The 19,057-nt window shown below is 33.4% G+C and carries 17 protein-coding genes and 1 pseudogene; 5 read left to right on the plus strand and 13 right to left on the minus strand.

All coding sequences use genetic code 11. The features are described 5' to 3' along the window. Nucleotides 1–147 precede the first annotated feature (147 nt). From WN975_RS23455 to WN975_RS23465, 3 genes are all read right to left on the minus strand, one after another. Nucleotides 148–384 carry a (4Fe-4S)-binding protein gene (locus tag WN975_RS23455; RefSeq protein ID WP_337968583.1) on the minus strand — a complete coding sequence of 79 codons (237 nt, stop codon included), beginning with the start codon at nt 382–384 and terminating at the stop codon, nt 148–150. Nucleotides 385–558: 174 nt separating this feature from the next. Then, nucleotides 559–1,275 carry a pirin family protein gene (locus WN975_RS23460; RefSeq protein WP_337968584.1) on the minus strand — a complete coding sequence of 239 codons (717 nt, stop codon included), beginning with the start codon at nt 1,273–1,275 and terminating at the stop codon, nt 559–561. 530 nt (nt 1,276–1,805) lie between these two features. Then, the gene (locus WN975_RS23465) at nt 1,806–3,287 is read right to left on the minus strand and encodes a helix-turn-helix domain-containing protein (protein ID WP_337968585.1); all 1,482 of its coding nucleotides are present in this window, start codon (nt 3,285–3,287) and stop codon (nt 1,806–1,808) included. A 197-nt stretch (nt 3,288–3,484) separates the two neighbouring features. On the opposite strand from WN975_RS23465, the gene aceB reads away from it, so the two are divergent. Both aceB and aceA read left to right on the plus strand, forming a co-directional pair. After that, on the plus strand, nt 3,485–5,086 hold the full coding sequence (gene aceB, locus WN975_RS23470) for a malate synthase A (protein ID WP_337968586.1): 1,602 nt from the start codon (nt 3,485–3,487) through the stop codon (nt 5,084–5,086). 112 nt (nt 5,087–5,198) lie between these two features. Continuing rightward, the gene (aceA, locus tag WN975_RS23475) at nt 5,199–6,479 is read left to right on the plus strand and encodes an isocitrate lyase (protein WP_099710836.1); all 1,281 of its coding nucleotides are present in this window, start codon (nt 5,199–5,201) and stop codon (nt 6,477–6,479) included. Between the two features lie 117 nt (nt 6,480–6,596). On the opposite strand, the gene WN975_RS23480 is transcribed toward aceA, so the two are convergent. From WN975_RS23480 to WN975_RS23520, 9 genes and pseudogenes are all read right to left on the minus strand, one after another. After that, complete coding sequence (locus tag WN975_RS23480; RefSeq protein ID WP_337968587.1) at nt 6,597–7,172, minus strand: Crp/Fnr family transcriptional regulator; 576 nt, start codon at nt 7,170–7,172, stop codon at nt 6,597–6,599. Then, nucleotides 7,172–7,489, minus strand: coding sequence for a DUF6370 family protein (locus WN975_RS23485; protein ID WP_337968588.1), 318 nt, complete (start codon nt 7,487–7,489; stop codon nt 7,172–7,174). Before WN975_RS23485 ends, WN975_RS23480 begins: the two co-directional genes overlap by 1 nt. A gap of 2 nt (nt 7,490–7,491) precedes the next feature. After that, nucleotides 7,492–8,655: pseudogene (gene purT / locus WN975_RS23490) on the minus strand (formate-dependent phosphoribosylglycinamide formyltransferase); the annotation flags it as partial. 221 nt (nt 8,656–8,876) lie between these two features. After that, nucleotides 8,877–10,748: a U32 family peptidase gene (locus WN975_RS23495; protein ID WP_337968589.1), complete on the minus strand. Its 1,872-nt coding sequence runs from the start codon at nt 10,746–10,748 to the stop codon at nt 8,877–8,879. Nucleotides 10,749–10,877: 129 nt separating this feature from the next. Continuing rightward, nucleotides 10,878–11,279, minus strand: a complete 402-nt coding sequence (locus WN975_RS23500) for a hypothetical protein (RefSeq protein WP_337968590.1) — start codon at nt 11,277–11,279, stop codon at nt 10,878–10,880. A 20-nt stretch (nt 11,280–11,299) separates the two neighbouring features. After that, nucleotides 11,300–11,893: a hypothetical protein gene (locus tag WN975_RS23505; RefSeq protein WP_337968591.1), complete on the minus strand. Its 594-nt coding sequence runs from the start codon at nt 11,891–11,893 to the stop codon at nt 11,300–11,302. Between the two features lie 139 nt (nt 11,894–12,032). Next, nucleotides 12,033–12,491 (minus strand): PA2169 family four-helix-bundle protein, encoded by a 459-nt coding sequence (locus WN975_RS23510; protein WP_337968592.1) that lies wholly within the window; start codon nt 12,489–12,491, stop codon nt 12,033–12,035. Between the two features lie 373 nt (nt 12,492–12,864). Beyond that, entirely contained in the window at nt 12,865–14,055 is a 1,191-nt protein-coding gene (locus WN975_RS23515; RefSeq protein ID WP_099710844.1) for a pyridoxal phosphate-dependent aminotransferase, read from the minus strand. Nucleotides 14,056–14,126: 71 nt separating this feature from the next. Further along, nucleotides 14,127–15,221: an acyl-CoA desaturase gene (locus WN975_RS23520; protein WP_099710845.1), complete on the minus strand. Its 1,095-nt coding sequence runs from the start codon at nt 15,219–15,221 to the stop codon at nt 14,127–14,129. Nucleotides 15,222–15,328: 107 nt separating this feature from the next. Between WN975_RS23520 and rsmG the strand changes: the two genes are divergently transcribed. Further along, nucleotides 15,329–15,958 (plus strand): 16S rRNA (guanine(527)-N(7))-methyltransferase RsmG, encoded by a 630-nt coding sequence (gene rsmG, locus WN975_RS23525; RefSeq protein WP_337968593.1) that lies wholly within the window; start codon nt 15,329–15,331, stop codon nt 15,956–15,958. 88 nt (nt 15,959–16,046) lie between these two features. Here rsmG and WN975_RS23530 read toward each other — a convergent pair whose 3' ends face one another. Next, nucleotides 16,047–16,778: a hypothetical protein gene (locus tag WN975_RS23530; RefSeq protein WP_337968594.1), complete on the minus strand. Its 732-nt coding sequence runs from the start codon at nt 16,776–16,778 to the stop codon at nt 16,047–16,049. 445 nt (nt 16,779–17,223) lie between these two features. Here WN975_RS23530 and WN975_RS23535 point away from each other — a divergent pair, with 445 nt between their 5' ends. Then, the gene (locus WN975_RS23535; RefSeq protein ID WP_337968595.1) at nt 17,224–18,279 is read left to right on the plus strand and encodes a histidine kinase; all 1,056 of its coding nucleotides are present in this window, start codon (nt 17,224–17,226) and stop codon (nt 18,277–18,279) included. Next, nucleotides 18,276–18,992 carry a LytTR family DNA-binding domain-containing protein gene (locus WN975_RS23540; RefSeq protein WP_337968596.1) on the plus strand — a complete coding sequence of 239 codons (717 nt, stop codon included), beginning with the start codon at nt 18,276–18,278 and terminating at the stop codon, nt 18,990–18,992. Before WN975_RS23535 ends, WN975_RS23540 begins: the two co-directional genes overlap by 4 nt. Nucleotides 18,993–19,057: the final 65 nt, after the last annotated feature.

Here is a 19,057-nt window from a genome sequence, read left to right on the forward strand (position 1 = left end):
TTTATTTTTAAATAATTAATTTCATTTTGATAGGACAAAGTTACGTTGGTAGTCAGCGTAACACACTTAACCTAGATTAAGAAATAAAAAAAGACCTAAAAGATTTTAAAAATCTGTTAGATCTCTTTTGAGATTGTAGAAATATATTTAGTCTTGATTTTTGTTGTTCATGTAATAAGTCAAAGCTCCTGAAGGGCATTTATTAACAGTCGAAATTATTTTTTCAGAAGTAGAAGCCTCGGCTACAATCCAGGGTTTTTCTTTTGGGCGAAAAACCTCAGGATTATTTTTTACACAATTAGCAGAATGTATACATTTTCCGGATTGCCAAACAATGGCTACTTCGTCATTTGTGTATTCTTTGGTTAGATTATTTGGATTCATGATTGAAAATTTTAAATGGTTAGTTTAGAGTGAATTAAAAACCTATTTTCATATATAAAAATACGTTTTCTTTTTGAGTTTTGATAAAAATTGAGGCAAAAAAGAAACGATATAAAGCTGAAGATTAGCTAATATATCGTTTCTGAAAAAAAAATAGTAATTGTAATCTTTGAATTAATAATTCATAGGAACATCCATTAAAAGAAACTCGGCATCTGTATTTGCTTTTATGTTTAAAGTGTCAGTTCCTGAAATTCCAACAGCATCACGAGTGTTTAATTCCTGACCGTTAATAGTTACGTTTCCTTTTAAAACGAAAGCGTAAACTCCGTTTCCTTCTTTTTTAATTTTATATTCAGTAGATACACCTGAGTCAAAATTACCCATGTTGAACCAAGCATCTTGGTGAATCCAAACTCCTTCATCGTCAGCATTTGGCGATAAAATCTGCGCTAATTTATTGTGTCTGTCAGCAACATCCAAAGTTATTTGTTGGTAACGAGGAGTCACATTTCTTTTGTTTGGAAACAACCAGATTTGTAATAATTTAGTCTGTTGATCTGCATTTGGATTAAACTCACTATGTTGAACTCCAGTTCCGGCACTCATAACCTGAATATCTCCATTTTTGATGATTTCGGTATTTCCCATGCTGTCTTTGTGCGCTAAATCACCTTCAAGCGGAATACTAATAATCTCCATATTATCGTGTGGATGAGTTCCAAAGCCCATTCCGCCTGCAATCGTGTCATCGTTCAAAACACGAAGAGCTCCAAACTGAATTCTATCTGGATTATACCAGCTCGCAAAACTAAAACTATGATATGCGTTAAGCCATCCGTGATTTGCGTTTCCTCTTGTTTCTGCTTTATGTAATACTATATTTTCCATGATCTATGTTTTGTTATTTTTATAGTACAAAGATACCACCAAGGTCAATGAAACGCACTTAACCTAGATTAAGAAAAGATTCTGAGGTTCTGAGTTGCTAAGATTCTAAGGTTTTTTAGGAGCAGAAGTTCTGGTTTTCAAAAGACCTGAACTCCCGCTATCCGTTTCAATCTTTTGTGTCCGCCGCGGCGGACACAAAAGGATTTCCACTTATATCGGGGCTATGCGAGAACTTTTATTTTTATAAGAAGTCTATACTCCCGCTTTTTATTAAAGTTCCGAAGGAACGAATTATATTGTAGGGATGGATTTTAATCCATTCGGCGCAATCCATTCTACATAATCCATTCTACATAATCCATTCTACATAATCCATTCTACATAATCCATTCTACACAATCCATTTTACGCAATCATAATCGACAAAGATTGACGATTATAGAATCGGAATTTCTAATGTGATCTCTCCTCTGTCGAGATGACAAGATTGTGTGTGAAAAAATCTAAAATCTAAAGTCAACAATCTAAAATCAGCTATATTGTGTAATAAACTGCTGTACAACAGCATCCGTATTTTCGTGGCGTTTTTTCTTTTCTAAAGCGATTGGCGGCGCTGCTCTTTCAAGACAATCTTTTACATCGCAAGTTTCGCAAGTAACGCCTACGATTCTTTTTTCGATGGGTTTTCCTTCGATGAATTTGAATTTCTTTTTCATGGTTGGATTAATCAAAATTCCAACCGAAATGCTGCGTATGTTGTCTTTTATAAATGGATCTTTTGTGGCCGATGAAAACACCAAATATTCATTTCCGCTATGGACATAACTTGATATTTGTGCGTCAAAAAAATGAGGTTTGTTTTGCTTGATCGCTTCATCAATGGTTTTTACCGAAACCCATCTTCTGCAATAATGTTCATTCGTTTCGTTTGCGTGCGGTTCCTGCTGATTTGTAATGTGTAATTCTTTCTTAATCTGATAAAAATCAGAACCAATTTTATGAGACATTCTCAAAAAGAATAAGTTTTTCAAATGAAAATCTTTCGGTAATAAATTGGTTAATCTTTGGTAGAAAGATTCCGGCGAAACCTCAAAACTTTCTATTAAAGCAACAAATTCTTCCGGATTTGGTTTTTCGTTATTCAGAAAATCATTGATTTTATTGACAACCAATTGTCTTGGTAATAACAATGCTCCGGCAAAATAAGAAGCATAGAAATTATGCAAAACCTGATCGAAATTTTCGAATTTAATCCAGCTGAAAGTCAGTAATCTATCAGATAATTTCAGATAATTATAAGCGATTTCTTTTGCTAAAATAAAGGCCCTTTGCGGATTATCGATTTCAGTTGAAAGTAATAATGTTTTGCTTTTTGGAACATAAATAGAACGCAAATCTTCTAAAGCTTCCTGATCTGTAAAAGCAATTTCTTTTATAGTGTATTCGTATTCTTCTTTAAGAATGGCTTCTAATTCTTCGATGCTTATTTTAGAATCTAAATTAATCTGAAAAGATTTTGAAAATGCAATTACTTTCTCTTCTAGATCTTCAAAATAATTACTGTGCGCTTCCTGATAAGATCTTAAAGCGGCAAGAAAGAAACTTTCACGGCTTAAATTATAATGTTGGGCAATTTCGATAATAGTACTAATAAAAGCATTGACTTTGGCAGGAGCATTTGCAATAATATCAATTAAATCAGCTTCCTGAATCCCAAAAAGCTCTAACGGAATCTCTTTTAAAATTCCTGATTTTAGGATTTCGCCAATTGGAGCGAGATTATTATCAAGTTTTAAAGACACCATTTGGTCATAACTTGTTTCTAAATGTTCGCACAGAAGTAAAATTTTATCTGTTTTTGGATATTTTTTCCCCTTTTCAATTTCGTTTAAGTACGATTTTGAAAGATTTGTCAATTTGGCTAAGCCAAAAAGAGAAAGATTTTTTTGTGTTCTAACCTGTTTGAGTTTTAGCCCAAATATCAGCTTTATATAGTCTTTTTCGATATCCATGTATCAAATATAGACAATTGAAAAATAATCGCCAAAAAATTATTTTTAATATTTAGCGAACGTTCGCTTGTTTTGTAAAAAACTTTTTTCTAATATTGTGGTGTAGAAAATATTAACCATCAGATTGTTATAGAGACTATTGTCTTGAAATGATAGTAATTAAGAAAACAATTGAGGAATAATTAAAATCAGCAGCTATGAAAAACCAATTAGAGATTACCGAAACGGCAATGGAATTTTTAGCCGAAAAGAGCCTTTCTTATCCAAAGATCTGGACAGAAGAAGCGATTGTTTTTATAAGTGATTTGCATCGAAAATTCGAATCGCAACGAAAACTGTTATTGTTACAACGCGAACAAAAACAAACTGCTTTTGATCAGGGCGTCATGCCATCTTTTCCTTCAGAAACCAAAACCGTCAGAGAAAGTAATTGGACCGCTGGAGAAATTCCGAAAGATTTACAGGATAGGAGAGTGGAGATTACCGGACCTGTAGATCGAAAAATGATAATCAATGCATTGAATTCAGGAGCGAAAACTTTTATGGCTGATTTTGAAGACAGCACTTCGCCAACCTGGCAAAATTTGATGGACGGACAAATAAATTTAATTGATGCGGTAAACAAAACGATTACATATACCGATTTGGCGAAACACAAATCATATCATTTAAATGAGAAAATCGCAACATTAATTGTACGTCCAAGAGGTTTGCATTTGCCAGAAAAGCATCTTTTAATTGAAGGAAAAGAAGTTTCAGGTTCTTTGGTAGATTTTGGATTGTATGTTTTTCACAATCACAAAAGACTTTTAGAAAACAATTCAGGACCATATTTCTATATTCCAAAATTAGAACATTATCTGGAAGCACGTTGGTGGAATACTGTAATTGATTTTACAGAAGATTATTTAAAACTAGAACGCGGAACAATAAAAGTGACGGTTTTAATCGAAACCATAACAGCAAGTTTTCAGTTAGACGAAATTATCTATGAATTGAAAGAACATATCGTTGGTTTGAATTGTGGACGTTGGGATTATATTTTCTCTTACATCAAAAAATTCCGCAAGAACCCAAAATTTATCGTTCCGGATCGCGATCAGGTAAATATGACTTCGCCTTTTATGAATGCTTATTCGAATTTGGTAATTCAAAGATGTCATAAAAGAGGAATTCACGCTATTGGCGGAATGGCAGCTCAAATTCCGATTAAGAATAATGAAGAAGCGAATGCTGTTGCTTTTGCAAAAGTAAAAACGGATAAAGAGCGTGAAGTTAGAAACGGACACGACGGAACTTGGGTTGCACATCCGGATTTGGTTTCAATTGCAAAAGAGATTTTTGATAAAGCAATGCCAACTCCAAACCAGATTCATATAAAAAGAGAACATCGAAAAATTACAGAAGAAGATTTGATTGAACCGCCAATTGGAATCATTACTGAAAACGGTGTTCGAAAAAATATCAATGTAGGAGTTTTGTATTTGGCTTCGTGGCTAAACGGACAAGGCGCAGCGGCTTTGCATAATTTAATGGAAGACGCTGCAACAGCAGAAATCTCGAGATCGCAATTGTGGCAATGGCTTCAGAATAAAGTGGTTTTGGATAATGGCAAAAAATTAGATTTGGCGTATTATCACGAATTGGCTTTAGATGAATTCAAGAAAATCAAAGACGAATTGGGCGAAGAAAATTACGAAAAAAGACAATTTCCATTAGCCGAAAAAGTTTTGGAACGACTAGTTGTAAATATTGATTTTGTCGATTTCCTGACTATTCCTTGCTATAAATATTTATAAAGAATTAAAAATTAAAAATACTCTTTACGCAGATAGCACAGATCTTTAATTTTTAATTCAAAATTTTTAATTGAATGAAATGCTTTTACTAACCAACTTAACTATATTATTTATGAAAACAACAGAAGACAGAATTCAGGAATTGATTAACGATTGGATTACGAACCCAAGATGGAAAGGTGTTGAACGTCCTTATACTGCGACAGAGGTTATTACGCTTCAGGGGTCGTATCAAATTGAGCATTCTATTGCTAAAATAGGAGCGCAAAAATTATGGAGAAAGTTAAAAAGTCAGGATTATGTTGCTGGTTTGGGCGCATTGACAGGAAATCAGGCGATTCAGGAAGTCGATGCTGGTTTAGAAGCGATTTATTTGAGCGGATGGCAAGTTGCCGCTGATGCAAATTTGGCAGGAGAAATGTATCCTGACCAATCGCTTTATCCTGTAAATAGTGTGCCAATGGTGGTTAAAAAAATTAATAATGCCCTTTTACGTGCTGATCAAATTCAGACTGTAAATGGAGTTGAAGATAAAAAAGATTACTTGGTTCCGATTGTAGCTGATGCCGAAGCTGGTTTTGGTGGAAATTTAAATGCTTTTGAATTGATGAAATCAATGATTGAAGCGGGGGCTTCAGGAGTTCATTTTGAAGATCAATTGAGTTCTGCTAAAAAATGCGGACACTTAGGCGGAAAAGTTTTGGTTCCAACGCAAGAAGCGATTAATAAATTGATTGCAGCTCGTTTAGCAGCAGATGTTATGGGAGTTTCTACTTTAATCGTTGCAAGAACTGACGCTGATGCAGCTAATTTATTGACAAGTGATGCTGATCCTAGAGATGCTAAATTTATTACAGGTGAAAAAACTAATGAAGGTTTTTTCTATGTAAATAGCGGAATCGATCAGGGAATTGCAAGAGGTTTGAGTTATGCCCCATATGCTGATTTAATTTGGATGGAAACCAGTAATCCGGATTTAGTTTATGCTAAAAAGTTTGCTGATGCCATGAAAAAAGAATTCCCTGATAAAATGTTGGCATACAATTGTTCGCCATCATTTAACTGGGCGGCAAAATTATCAGTTGCTGAAATGGAAACATTCAGAGAAGATTTGGCTGCGATGGGTTATAAATTCCAATTCATTACTTTGGCGGGATTCCATGCTTTGAACACAAGTATGTTCGAATTGTCTAAAGCCTACAAAGAACGTGGAATGGCAGGTTATTCTGAATTGCAGGAAAGAGAATTTGCTTTGCAGAAAAACGGTTTCAGAGCGGTAAAACATCAAGCTTTCGTAGGAACTTCTTATTTTGATGCCGTTCAGAATACGGTTATGATAGGAAAATCAACTATAACGGCGATGGAACATTCTACGGAGGTTGAACAATTTTAATTCAAAAAGAAAAGCCAGTTTATTAACTGGCTTTCTTGCTTTTTATAGCCACGAATTCACGAATTATTTTGTGACAATCTTTGAGAATAAAAATTCGTGAATTCGTGGCAAAAAAAACTATTTCTTCAAAAGTCGGGCTTTCATTTTACTGAAAAACTCAGGCGTAACACCTATGAATGAAGCGATTTGTTTTTGAGGTACTTTGTGAACCAGATTTCCATATTTGGTAGAGAATTTTTCAAATCGTTCTTCTGCCGGTAAACTTAAGTTGTCCATTAACCTTTGTTGATTGGCAACTAATGAGTTCTCAATTAATATTCTGAAAAAGCGTTCTAATTTTGGAATTTCGTGAAACAACTGTTCCTGGTTTTCTTTCGACAAAGAAATTACTTCAGCATCTTCTAAAACTTCTATAAAAAGCTGTCCTGGTTTTTGCGAAAAATAACTGTACATATCGCTCATCCACCAACCTTGACAAGCAAACGACAGGACATGTTCTACGATATTATCGTTGATGTTGAAACTTCTTAAAATTCCAGAATTCACAAAATAAGAATGTTTACAAACTTCGCCCGCACTTAACAAAATAGTTTTGGCTTTGTAATTATGTGTTTCGGTTTTAGATAAAAAAAGAGCTTGTTCTTCGGGAGTTAGCGAAACGTGTTTGGCAATATTTTCAAGAATTAATGCCATTATTTTTCTTTTATTAAAGTGAATGAAGTAGCTTTGAAACGACCGTTTTCTACTTTTCCGGTAACAGAAGCTTTGCGTATTTTATTGCAAAAACCATCTTCGGCATGAGCGTCGCCATGTTCGTCAATTGTAGTTCCGTCAACGAAATAAGCTTTTCCGTCAATGCGAACGGCTAAATCACAACTTTTGCCTTTCATTCCAAATTGACATTCTCCGCAAGCGGTTTCTACGATTTGAGGTTTTTCGGTTGTTTTTTTATCCTGAGCTTGTGTTGCTATTCCAATAAATAGGAATAGTATAAATAATGCTTTTTTCATTTTTAAAAGTTTACAGTTATTAATTTCGAAGTTGTTTTGGCACGTTCAATAATTTCTTCGATTGGAGTTGCCAGTGAATCGTGACTTAATACAACTCCCATTCGGCGATAAGGTCTTGAAGTTGGTTTTCCAAATATTCTGAAATCAGTTTTTGGTAAAGAAGCTACTTTTTCGATTCCGGTAAAAGTAGGATTTGTAGAATCTTCCGATGCTAAAATTACGGCGCTTGCTCCAGATTTTTCTAGTGTAATTTCGAAAATAGGAAGGCTTAAAATGGCACGCAAATGCAATTCGAATTCGTTGAAATTTTGCGTTCCCGCTAAAGTTACCATTCCGGTATCATGTGGACGAGGAGAAAGTTCAGAGAAATAAACGCCTTCATTTGTTAGGAAAAATTCAACACCAAAAAGTCCTGCTCCGCCAAGTGCTTCAGTAATTTTTTCGGCCATATCTTGCGCTTCGTATAAATCTTTGTCTGAAACTAAAGCAGGTTGCCAACTTTCCTGATAATCACCGCGTTCTTGTCTGTGACCAATTGGAGCGCAAAACAAGGTTGGATTATTATTTTGAGTAATCGTTAAAAGTGTAATTTCTGAATTGAAATTTACAAATGCTTCTACGATAACTTCGATAACATCACCACGAGAACCTGCAACAGCATATTGCCAGGCTTTCTCGATATCACTTTCGGTTTTTATAGTTGATTGCCCTTTTCCGGAAGACGACATTAAAGGTTTTACTACACAAGGAATTCCAACTTCGTGAACGGCTTTTTGTAATTCTTCTGCTGAAGTTGCGTATTGATATTTAGCAGTTTTTAAGCCTAATTCTTTTGATGCTAAATCACGAATAGCTTTACGATTCATGGTAAAGTTTGCCGCTTTCGCCGAAGGAACAACGGTGATTCCTTGTTTTTCGTAATCGTAAAAACGTTCGGTGCGAATGGCTTCTATTTCAGGAACTATAAAGTCTGGTTTGTGTTTGGCTACGATTCGGTCAAGAGCTTCGCCGTCGAGCATATTAATCACTTCAAAACCATGTGCAACTTGCATTGCCGGAGCATTTTCGTAACTATCAACTGCAATTATAGTTTGTCCGATTCGTTGTGCAGCGATGACAAATTCTTTGCCTAATTCGCCTGAACCAAGGAGTAGTATTTTCATTTTGGAGTTTTGTAAATAATGGAGTAGTAAAAGTAGCGAAAAATGTTTTTAACCGCAAAGTATTGTATGTCTATGCAATTTATATTAACCGCAAAGTTCGCAAAGATTTACGCAAAGAACGCGAAGTTTTTGTTTTTAAGTTAAAGAAAAAGGTTCGCAAAGATTTTAAAATTAATCTTTGCGAACCTTGCGTATTCCTTTGCGTTCTTTGCGGTTAAATCATATTAATGAAAATGATCTTCTTCAATTTCGAATTCAGCATCTTTTTCCCAAATTTCCATTTCGCAGGGTTTGCAGTTGAATTTTAGTTTGTATTCAAGTTCGCCTTGTTTTAAAACCAAAGGTTCTTTTACCTTAACGCCTACAATGTCTTTTTGGTGTATCGGGCATTTTTTTAATTCGTATTTGATGCAATATTTGGTTGTCATTACACGAGATTTTCCTGGATCCCATTGTAATTCGAATGCTTTTTCGATTTCGGTAACACCGTGACGTTCGTAGAATTTACGAGCTGTTTTGTTCGAAACGTTATACATGAAATCCAGTTTGGTTTCAGGATATGGATGCGATGTTTTTACCATTTGGTGTTCTTCGCGTTTGTAGTTTGCCAAACGAATTTCAGTCAACTGATCGTAAACTGTTCTTCGCATTTCGTTGATTTTTGAAATAGGAAGGAACCAGTTTTGAGAAAACATAACGTTGATTTCATCGGCTTTATAAGGTGTGAAACCTGTTTTTGTCAATTGCGTTTTAATATTTTCTTCGATTGATTCGCCAGTTTTAGTCTGCTCTTTTGCATGTTCTAAAGTAACGGTACTTACGTTTCCGTCTTCATCAGTTGCGATAAGTTCAAAGCCAGTTTCTGTTTCTGTAAGTAATAAAGTCGTGCTTAATTTACGAACGGCACTGTCTTCTCTTTCTACAATTTTGATGAAAGCGGCGTCGTTATTTCTGTAGATAAAAGTTCCGTCTTTTACTTCTTTTAAAACGTTTGGATAGATTTTACCATTTTCGGCTTTGTTTACGTAAATTCCGTCGGCTTCATTGTTTTCGTTGATGAAACAAAGTCCGTCACCATTGTTTAATAATTCGCCGTTTTCGATTTCGTAAGCGTTTCCAACAGTTCGGATTAATTTACCAATATATTGACCTTTTGATTTTGGAGTTTCCCAGGAACCAATAGAACTGTGTCTTTCGTTAACGAAATAATCCGTATAACCACGGTTGAAGGTTCTGTTTAAAGAAGAATCAAAAGTATAAGTACAAGTTCCTGAAGAAGCTTTGATATATTTTCCGCGTCCATCTCCTTCTAAATAGCTGTCTAGTTTTTGACGTAAATAAGACACGTTGTTTTTTACATAAACAACATCTTTCAATCGTCCTTCGATTTTAAAAGAAACAATTCCAGCTTCGATCAAATTAGGAATTTGCTCTGAAATATCTAAATCTTTTATCGAAAGTAAGTGACTATTTTTGATTAAGGTTTCTCCGTTTCCGTCGATTAAGTTATAAGGTAAACGGCAGTTTTGTGCGCAAGAACCGCGATTGGCGCTGCGTTCTCCGTTTGCCACACTCATATAACAGTTTCCGCTAAAGGATACACATAATGCACCGGTTACGAAAAATTCTAATTCAACATCGGCTTCGTCGTAAATCGTTTTAATTTGATGCAAGTTTAATTCACGAGCTAAAACGACACGTTTGATTCCGGCATCTTTAAGGAATTTAATTTTATCAGCATCACGGTTATTGGATTGTGTACTGGCGTGAAGTACGATAGGAGGTAAGTCCATTTCCATAATCGCCATATCCTGAATAATCAGGGCATCGACACCAATATCGTATAATTCCCAGATCATTGAACGACACGTTTCTAGTTCGTTGTCGTATAAAATGGTATTCATTACCACAAAAACCTGAGCATTAAATAAGTGCGCATATTGTACTAATGCAGCAACATCTTCGATAGAGTTGTTGGCATTTGAGCGTGCTCCAAATTGTGGTGCACCAATATAAACTGCATCGGCACCACTATTTATGGCTGCCATTCCTCCAATTAAATCTTTAGCCGGAGCTAATATTTCGATCTTCTTCATTTTTAAGACTTTAACCTTCTGTGGTATTCACGGAAAAAAGTTTGCAAAGTTCTTATAAATATTTCGAGTTTACTAATACTGAAGTGACTTTTTTTGAAATAGTTGGGTTATATGGAATGAATTAAAACTTTAATTTATATTATTTTCAAATTTATTTCCTAAGTATTCAAATTTGACTTGATTGTAGGAGATGTTTTTAATTTCATATATAAATCTTTTTGGAATCAATACTGCTGAAATATCCATTGGATCAATATTAATCCAGTAATAAAGAAATAAGGTATTCTTGATTATTTTTGCATTTCCATAATATTTAAGACCTCCAGTTTCATATTTTTCAACAATGATTTGAATGCCTTTTTTTGTCTTTTTAGTAATGATAAGCTCTGCTGTTTTATTTTCGTTTCTTTTTAAATAATTAGAATTAAAAGCCTCTTGATGAGTAAATTTAATATTTATGTTTTCTAATTCATTTTTTTTGCAGCCAGTAAATAAAAAAAGAACTATCAATACGCAGAAAATATATTTCATATTAATTAAGTTTTTTTAATTTAATCTAACGGAAAATTATATCCTACAGCAAATATCCCGGACGATTGTTTGGCTGCGGGATGAAAGTAGCCCGAAATACCAATTTCAAAATTATTTCTTCGACCAATAGCTAATCCAATACTGAAAGGAATATGTAATAACACGTCGCTTTTGTTGAAATTAAGGTTCGGTGTAAATGTTTCGAATTTACCTATCGAAGTACCAATACCTCCTTCAATAAAAGGTGCAACCCAAGGAATTGGTGCACACAGACGAACTTTTGCTCCAAGTAAAAAAGCATTGGTTGTTACTTTGTATTGAGGTTGATTTTGTAGCGTCTGATTTTTTTCAACAGATGTAAAGATGCCTCCCGCATATGGACGTACGCTAAACCATGATTTTAATCCAATGATATATTCTGCTTGAAAATATGGACCACCGCCCATAACATCAACTTCTTCTTGACTGCCGTAATTTTCAATGTAGTAAGAACTGCTTGCGGCAAAACCTATGGAGCCTTTGATAGAATTGCCTTCTGTTTGGGATTTTGCCTGATTGCTAAAGAATAAAGTAAAGATTAAAATTAAGAACGAATTGCGTAATGCTAGATTCATGAAACATTTTTTGGTTGTGAATTTATTTTTTTTGGTCGGGGCGAAAGTAGAGCTTTATTTTTAAATTCCTACAAAATAAAAAAACTACTTGGCTATTAAACCAAGTAGTTTTCGCTCCCAAAAAAAATAGTGTCAATTATTATGACAATCTTTTCGTTTTAATTTTATCCAATGTGCTTTGGATATTATTTAATTGTTTCGAAATAATAGCAATTTGAGTGCCTTCAAGTTCGTTTTTATCCAAAGCCATTTTGTATTTTTCAATGGCTGCTTCTTCTCCGGTGATACATGCATTTACAATCGCTTGGGTATCTCCGCCAGTAAATGATGATTTAATGTCGATCCAGGTACGATGTAAAGCGCCTAATGCGCCTCCGCCGGAAGTATCGGTTGATTTTCCTAGTTTGTTGATTTGGTCTTGCAATTCAACTATAAATAAAGCACGTTCCCGAGCGTAGTCTAAGAATTCAGCTTTAATTGACAAATCGTTTACATGCTCAGCGGCATTTGTATATCCTAGTTTTCCATCTTCTAAAATAGAAATTAATCCTTCTAGTGTATTAACTGTTTCTGTGGTAGTTTCTTCTGTATGTATCATGATAATATTTTTTTTAATTATGTGTTATACAAAGTTGGGGATTTACAGAAGCTTTTGTCTTACAGAATTATAGCGTTGATTTATATGATTGTAGAATGGGAATTTTGAAAGTATAAGATTTTTTTTGCCACGAATTTCACAAATTTTCACTAATTACTTTGTGTCTTAATTAATTTAAGAAAAAGTTCTTGTTTGCCGTTTGGGTTAGGGATAGAAGTGGAAATCCTTTTGCTTTTTTCTTTAAAAAGCAAAAGATTGAAACGGATAGCCCGGCCGGAGGCAACCCCCAAAATAAGTGCATAAAAAAACAGCTTAAAGTATAAAGTGATGAAACTTTGAACCTTAAGCCGTTTTAATAAAATTATTGATGTTGTTATGCAGTCAAAGCTTCTTTGATTCTGCGTAACGCTTCTTTTAAAATGTCATTGCTTGTTGCGTAAGAGAAACGGATGCAATTTGGATTTCCGAAAGCATCACCTGTTACAGTTGCTACGTTAGCTTCGGCCAAAAGGTACATTGAAACGTCGTTTGCATCTTTGATTTCAGTTCCTCTTAATGTTTTTCCGAAGAAAGAAGAAACGTCTGGGAATACGTAAAATGCTCCTTCCGGAACGTTGATTTTTACTCCTGGAATTTCTTTTAATAATCCAACAACTAAATCTCTACGACCGTGAAAAGCTTCAACCATGTGGTTTAATACACTTGGATCAGCGTCTACAGCAGTAATTGTAGCACGTTGCGCTACAGAGTTTGCTCCTGAAGTTACTTGTCCCTGAATTTTTGTACACGCTTTTGCGATAAATTCCGGTGCTCCAATATAACCAATTCTGTATCCTGTCATTGCGAATGCTTTTGCAACTCCGTTTACAGTGATTGTTCTTTCTAACATTCCCGGGATTGAACCGATGCTGCAGAATGTTCCTGAGAAATTGATGTGCTCATAAATTTCGTCAGCAACTACATATATATTTGGGTGTTTTTCTAAAACTTTTGCAAGAGCAGTTAATTCTTCTCTGCTATATACAGATCCTGATGGATTACAAGGAGAAGAGAACCACATCATTTTTGTTTTTGGCGTGATAGCAGCTTCTAATTGTTCTGGTGTTATTTTGAAATCAGTATCTACAGACGTTGGAACTTCAACTGGAACTCCACCTGAAAGTTTAACAATTTCGAAATAAGAAACCCAGTATGGCGCTGGCAAAATAACCTCGTCACCATCGTTTAACATTACTTGCGCAATGTTGTATAAAGATTGTTTTGCTCCTGTAGAAACTACAATTTGAGTTGGTTTGTAGTCTAAATTATTGTCTCTTTTGAATTTTCTGCAAATTGCTTCTCTCAATTCTAAATAACCTTCTACTGGAGAATATGTACTGTAATTTTCATCGACTGCTTTTTTAACAGCTTCTTTAATAAAATCTGGTGTATTAAAGTCAGGTTCGCCTAAACTTAAACTGATAATATCTTTTCCTTGTGCTTTTAATTCGCGTGCTAAAGCTGCCATTGCTAAAGTCTGTGATGTCGCTAAGTTGTTGATTCTGTCTGAAAGAATATGATTCATTATAAAAATTTTGAATGTCCTTAATTTCAACTTTAATTAAGGAAGGTTAATTATTAATAGATTTTTTGTTTTTATGCTAGTTCCGGCTTCATTCCAAGATCTTTCAAATGCTTGTAATGTGCAATAACGGCTCCTCTCATGGTTTTGAATTCGTGATAAGGTAAATTGCATTCGATTGCGGTTTGTTTTACAATTTCGGCAATTTTTCCGTAGTGAATATGACTGATATTCGGGAAAATATGGTGTTCGATTTGGTGGTTTAATCCTCCAGTAAACCAGTTGATTATTTTGTTTTTTGGAGCAAAATTGGCTGTTGTATACAATTGGTGAATTGCCCAAGTGTTTTCCATTTCTCCATCTTCATTAGGAATCGGATTTGAAGTTTCTTCAACTACGTGTGCCAATTGAAAAACAATACTTAAAATTAATCCTGCAGTATAATGCATTACGAAAAATCCAATAACAACTTTCCACCATGTTACGCCTAAAATCATTGGCAAAGCCATCCAGATTAAAACGTAGATTATTTTTGTAATTACAAGAACTGTCCATAATTTAGTTGGACTTTGAGGTGCTCCGTATGATAATTTTCTCTTTAGGTAGTTTTTCATTTGTTTAAAATCGGTTGTTAAAGCCCAATTAAAAGTCAAAAGTCCGTATAAGAAGAAAGAATAATAATGTTGAAATTTATGAAAACGGTGCCATTCAGCATTTTGTGTAAAACGAATAATTCTTCCCGCATCAAGATCTTCATCATGACCGTGAATGTTAGTGTAAGTATGGTGTAATACATTGTGTTGTACTTGCCAGTTGTGAACGTTTCCGGCTAATACATAAATACTTCCACCCATAATTTTGTTGATCCATGATTTAGAAGAGTAAGATCCGTGGTTTCCGTCGTGCATCACATTCATTCCAATTCCGGCCATTCCAACTCCCATCAGAATGTTTAGTAACAATTGTGCCCAAAATGGCATGTCAAGAGTTAGGATCAAAAAGTACGGCGTTAGAAAAACAGCAAAAAGAATAACAGCTTTTAGGTGCAGCTTCCAGTTTCCGGTTTTCTGAATGTTGTTCTCCTTGAAGTAATTGTTTACTCGTGAGTTAAGTGTTCTGAAGAACTTCAGATTGTCTTGCTTAGCAAATGTAGGCGCAGTGTTATTCATAATTATTTTAAATAGGTTTCAAAGGTAATTATTATAAATTTTCAATTTGCAAAATTGAGTTAAATATTTCAACTGTAAAGTAGTACTTTTGTTAAAAATTTAGAGCAATGGATGAGATATTGAAATATTTTCCTGATTTGACCGATATTCAAATCGAACAATTTCAAAAATTAGACTTTTTATACCACGATTGGAATGAAAAAATCAATGTGATTTCAAGGAAAGATATTGATGCATTATATACGAAACATATTTTGCATTCGCTTGGAATTGCAAAAATCATGAAATTTGAACCCGGAGCAACTGTTTTGGATGTTGGAACTGGTGGTGGATTTCCAGGTATTCCGTTAGCAATTCTTTTTCCTGAAACCCGTTTTTACTTAATTGATGTTATTGCAAAAAAAATTAAAGTAGTTCAGGGCGTTGTGGATGCATTAGAATTAAAAAATGTAAAATCTGAACAAAAACGTGCTGAATTGGTAAAAGGTGATTTTGATTTTATTGTAAGTCGCGCTGTAACCAATATGCCGGATTTCGTTTCATGGATAAAAGATAAAATCAAGAAACAACATAAACACACTTTGAAAAACGGAATTTTATATCTTAAAGGTGGCGATTTAGCAGAAGAATTAAAAGATTTTCCAAAAGCTACATTATATGATTTGTCTACTATTTTTGAAGATGAATTTTTCGAAACCAAAAAAGTAGTGCATTTGCCTTTGAAATTTACTGTTTAGTTTTTTCGAAAATTAAAAAAAAAATAACCCGATAATAATATCATTCAAGTATTACTATCGGGTTTTGCATATCAAAAGTGAATTATAATTAAGATGCTTTTCTTGTTAATTGCAAAAATGGATTTGCTTTATGATCTAAATTTTCGATGAATTTATGAAGTGCTTCAGTTGTTGTAGCTTGTGAATAGTTAAACTGAGAATCAAAGAAAAATTCGCGGCATATTGCAGGTTCATCTATTGAATTATATATTGCTTCATCAGATTCGTCTAAATCTGTGAAATTATAAGGGCAAGGATATAAACGTGTCAAATTGGAAATGATATCAATAAGCCATTTATCAAAAACGTTTTTCTTCGGAGTTATATGGCGTGCTAATAATACTAATCCAAGAAGTTCATTTTGTAAAAAATAAGAACCTTTTCTATATCTTACATCAACCATTCTCACATTCATTAAAGCAATCCACAATACACCATCTACAGAACCTACTGCAGGAACATCAAGATCAGTATCAAATAATAACGGATTTGTTTGCTCGCGATCATTTATAGAACACCAAAGTGCTTCAATACGTTTTTGAATATCATGTGTTGATTGTGTATAACCTGTAAAACGCCAATAAATCCATTCTAATAATGCTGAAGTTAATCCAACCGAACCTTTATGGTTAATATGTGTTAATGCGTTTTCTAATTCATCATTTTGATCAAGAGGATCTAAAAATTTATCTATTTTCTTTTTAGTCCACGTAAAATCAATTGAATGACCAATGCTTTTTGATTCTAAAATCACTTTAGGGACATTGTTCAAATTTCTCATAACCTGTATTTTTTATTATTAGATTTAATTATTTTTTTCAGGTACAAATTTATTATCATGCTGTTTTATATTCAGGAAGTAAAAGTTTTTATAATAACATAATAAGATTTTTCAAAGACATAACATATTGATAACTAGTTAAATAGGAAAAGTATTACAAAAATATAAGTTAGTATTTATTGAATTATTGTCAGTATGTTGTATTACAGTATTTTAAAACGATGATATTTGATTTTAGAGAAACAGATATAAGAAAATGACTTAAAGATTATTTGAAATTTGTGGCTTTCTGCTTAGTTACAAATGATTTTGAGAGTATATCAAATTAGATAAAACCTTAAAGAAATTTTATTCGTCACCTATTATTTTTCGCTTATGTACTTTTATTTGTTCAATCTATATTAGTGGAATATCTTTACTAAGCACTAACGGTTTTATTTAGAAAATGATTAAGAATATATCAACTTATTGGAAAATTCAATTCATTGCATGGATTACAACTTCTTTGTATTGGGGATTTTCGGCTTTTTTTGAAGGTAATTTTAGTTGGAAAATTGGTGTAGCCGATTTAATTCTCGATGTCGCAATTGGTATTACATTAACGCATATTTACAGAAACTTCGCTTTAAGAAAAGGATGGAATAAATTAAATCTAAAGAGATTAATACCTAAGATTGCGATTAGTATTCTGGTTCTTTCTTTATTATATATGTTTTTGATTGTGATTAAACTTTATCTGGTACGTTTATTTTTCTTAGAAAACAATTCAGTTTCATTTATAGTATTTTTTAAATCGATACAATTACAGGTTTTTATGACCGGTACAAGATTAATGTCGATTTGGGTATTAGCATATCATCTTTATCATTATTCAAGACTTGAAATCGAAACGGTAAAAGAAAATTCCCGTTTGTCACTTATAATAAAAGAAGCACAACTTAATAATTTAAGCGCGCAGCTTAATCCGCATTTCTTTTTTAACTCATTAAATAATATAAAATATCTGGTACTTGAAAATCCAAACTCAGCAAGACGAGCAATTGACCTTTTATCTGAGTTGTTGAGAAATTCCTTAAATAGTAATGTTGAGAGATTAATATCTTTAAATGATGAAATTAATCTCGTTAAGGATTATCTGGAATTGGAAAAAATTCGATTTGAAGAACGTTTGCAAATCAAAATTGAAATTAATATCGATTTATCAAAATATTCAATTCTGCCTTTAAGCATTCAGACGTTGGTTGAAAATGCAATAAAACACGGAATTGAAAAAAGAAAAAATGGCGGATTCATTACTGTAACAATTCAGGAAGAAGGCAATTTTATAAAAATCAATGTTGAAAATTCGGGTAAAATAGATCTGGAAAGCAATAAGTCAGGTATTGGTTTAAATAATCTCAAGGAAAGATTATTGTTACAATACAACGGAAATGCCACTTTTGAAATTAAAGAGAAGGACAACGAAACGGTTTTGGCAACAATTTTATTACCATCGAAATGAAAAAGATAAAAGTTGTAATAATTGATGATGAACGTTTGTCGAGAGAAGAACTAAAAAGAGCATTATCTGCTTACGATGATTTTGTTCTTATAGGCGAAGCTGAAAATGCTGATAACGCTAAAGATTTGATTGAAACCAAAAAACCGGATTTAATTTTCTTAGATATTCAAATGCCTGAAAAATCTGGTTTTGATTTGTTAGAATCTTTAGATAATGTGCCAGAAGTATTGTTTGTTACGGCTTATAATCAATATGCTGTACAAGCTTTTGAAGTAAATGCTTTAGATTATCTAATGAAACCCATAAGGGAAGAACGTTTCTCGAAAGCAATTGAAAAAGTAAGAAATGCTATAAAGCTAAAATCCTCTTTAGATAATGCTGTAGCAGATAGAAAAATTTTCATTAAAGATGGAGAAAAACGATTCTTTATTCCATTAGATGAAATTTATTTAATAGAATCTCTTGAAAATTATACCAGACTTTTTTTTCAGGGAAACAAAGCGCTTCAAAGGCGTTCTCTTCGGCAATGGGAAGAGATATTAGATGAAAATATTTTTTTCAGAATTAATAGAACTGAAATTATCAATATCAAATACATTCAGGAAGTAAACAGAACAATTGGCGGCAAACTCGAAGTAAAACTAAAAACCGGAGAATTACTGGAAGTCTCAAATCGTCAAGCAGTCAAATTCAAAAACAGTAACGGGATTTAATCCATAATTTTTATCGTTTTTTAAATGTTTTCAGCTAATTCTTTATGCTGTAAAGGGCATTGCTA

The sequence above is a fragment of the uncultured Flavobacterium sp. genome, assembly GCF_951805225.1.
GTDB lineage: Bacteria > Bacteroidota > Bacteroidia > Flavobacteriales > Flavobacteriaceae > Flavobacterium.

Coding starts and splice junctions, on each gene's coding strand:
- WN975_RS23455 (WP_337968583.1), bottom strand. CDS start 384: ATGAATCCAAATAATCTAACCAAAGAATACACAAATGACGAAGTAGCC.
- WN975_RS23460 (WP_337968584.1), bottom strand. CDS start 1,275: ATGGAAAATATAGTATTACATAAAGCAGAAACAAGAGGAAACGCAAAT.
- WN975_RS23465 (WP_337968585.1), bottom strand. CDS start 3,287: ATGGATATCGAAAAAGACTATATAAAGCTGATATTTGGGCTAAAACTC.
- aceB (WP_337968586.1), top strand. CDS start 3,485: ATGAAAAACCAATTAGAGATTACCGAAACGGCAATGGAATTTTTAGCC.
- aceA (WP_099710836.1), top strand. CDS start 5,199: ATGAAAACAACAGAAGACAGAATTCAGGAATTGATTAACGATTGGATT.
- WN975_RS23480 (WP_337968587.1), bottom strand. CDS start 7,172: ATGGCATTAATTCTTGAAAATATTGCCAAACACGTTTCGCTAACTCCC.
- WN975_RS23485 (WP_337968588.1), bottom strand. CDS start 7,489: ATGAAAAAAGCATTATTTATACTATTCCTATTTATTGGAATAGCAACA.
- WN975_RS23495 (WP_337968589.1), bottom strand. CDS start 10,748: ATGAAGAAGATCGAAATATTAGCTCCGGCTAAAGATTTAATTGGAGGA.
- WN975_RS23500 (WP_337968590.1), bottom strand. CDS start 11,279: ATGAAATATATTTTCTGCGTATTGATAGTTCTTTTTTTATTTACTGGC.
- WN975_RS23505 (WP_337968591.1), bottom strand. CDS start 11,893: ATGAATCTAGCATTACGCAATTCGTTCTTAATTTTAATCTTTACTTTA.
- WN975_RS23510 (WP_337968592.1), bottom strand. CDS start 12,491: ATGATACATACAGAAGAAACTACCACAGAAACAGTTAATACACTAGAA.
- WN975_RS23515 (WP_099710844.1), bottom strand. CDS start 14,055: ATGAATCATATTCTTTCAGACAGAATCAACAACTTAGCGACATCACAG.
- WN975_RS23520 (WP_099710845.1), bottom strand. CDS start 15,221: ATGAATAACACTGCGCCTACATTTGCTAAGCAAGACAATCTGAAGTTC.
- rsmG (WP_337968593.1), top strand. CDS start 15,329: ATGGATGAGATATTGAAATATTTTCCTGATTTGACCGATATTCAAATC.
- WN975_RS23530 (WP_337968594.1), bottom strand. CDS start 16,778: ATGAGAAATTTGAACAATGTCCCTAAAGTGATTTTAGAATCAAAAAGC.
- WN975_RS23535 (WP_337968595.1), top strand. CDS start 17,224: ATGATTAAGAATATATCAACTTATTGGAAAATTCAATTCATTGCATGG.
- WN975_RS23540 (WP_337968596.1), top strand. CDS start 18,276: ATGAAAAAGATAAAAGTTGTAATAATTGATGATGAACGTTTGTCGAGA.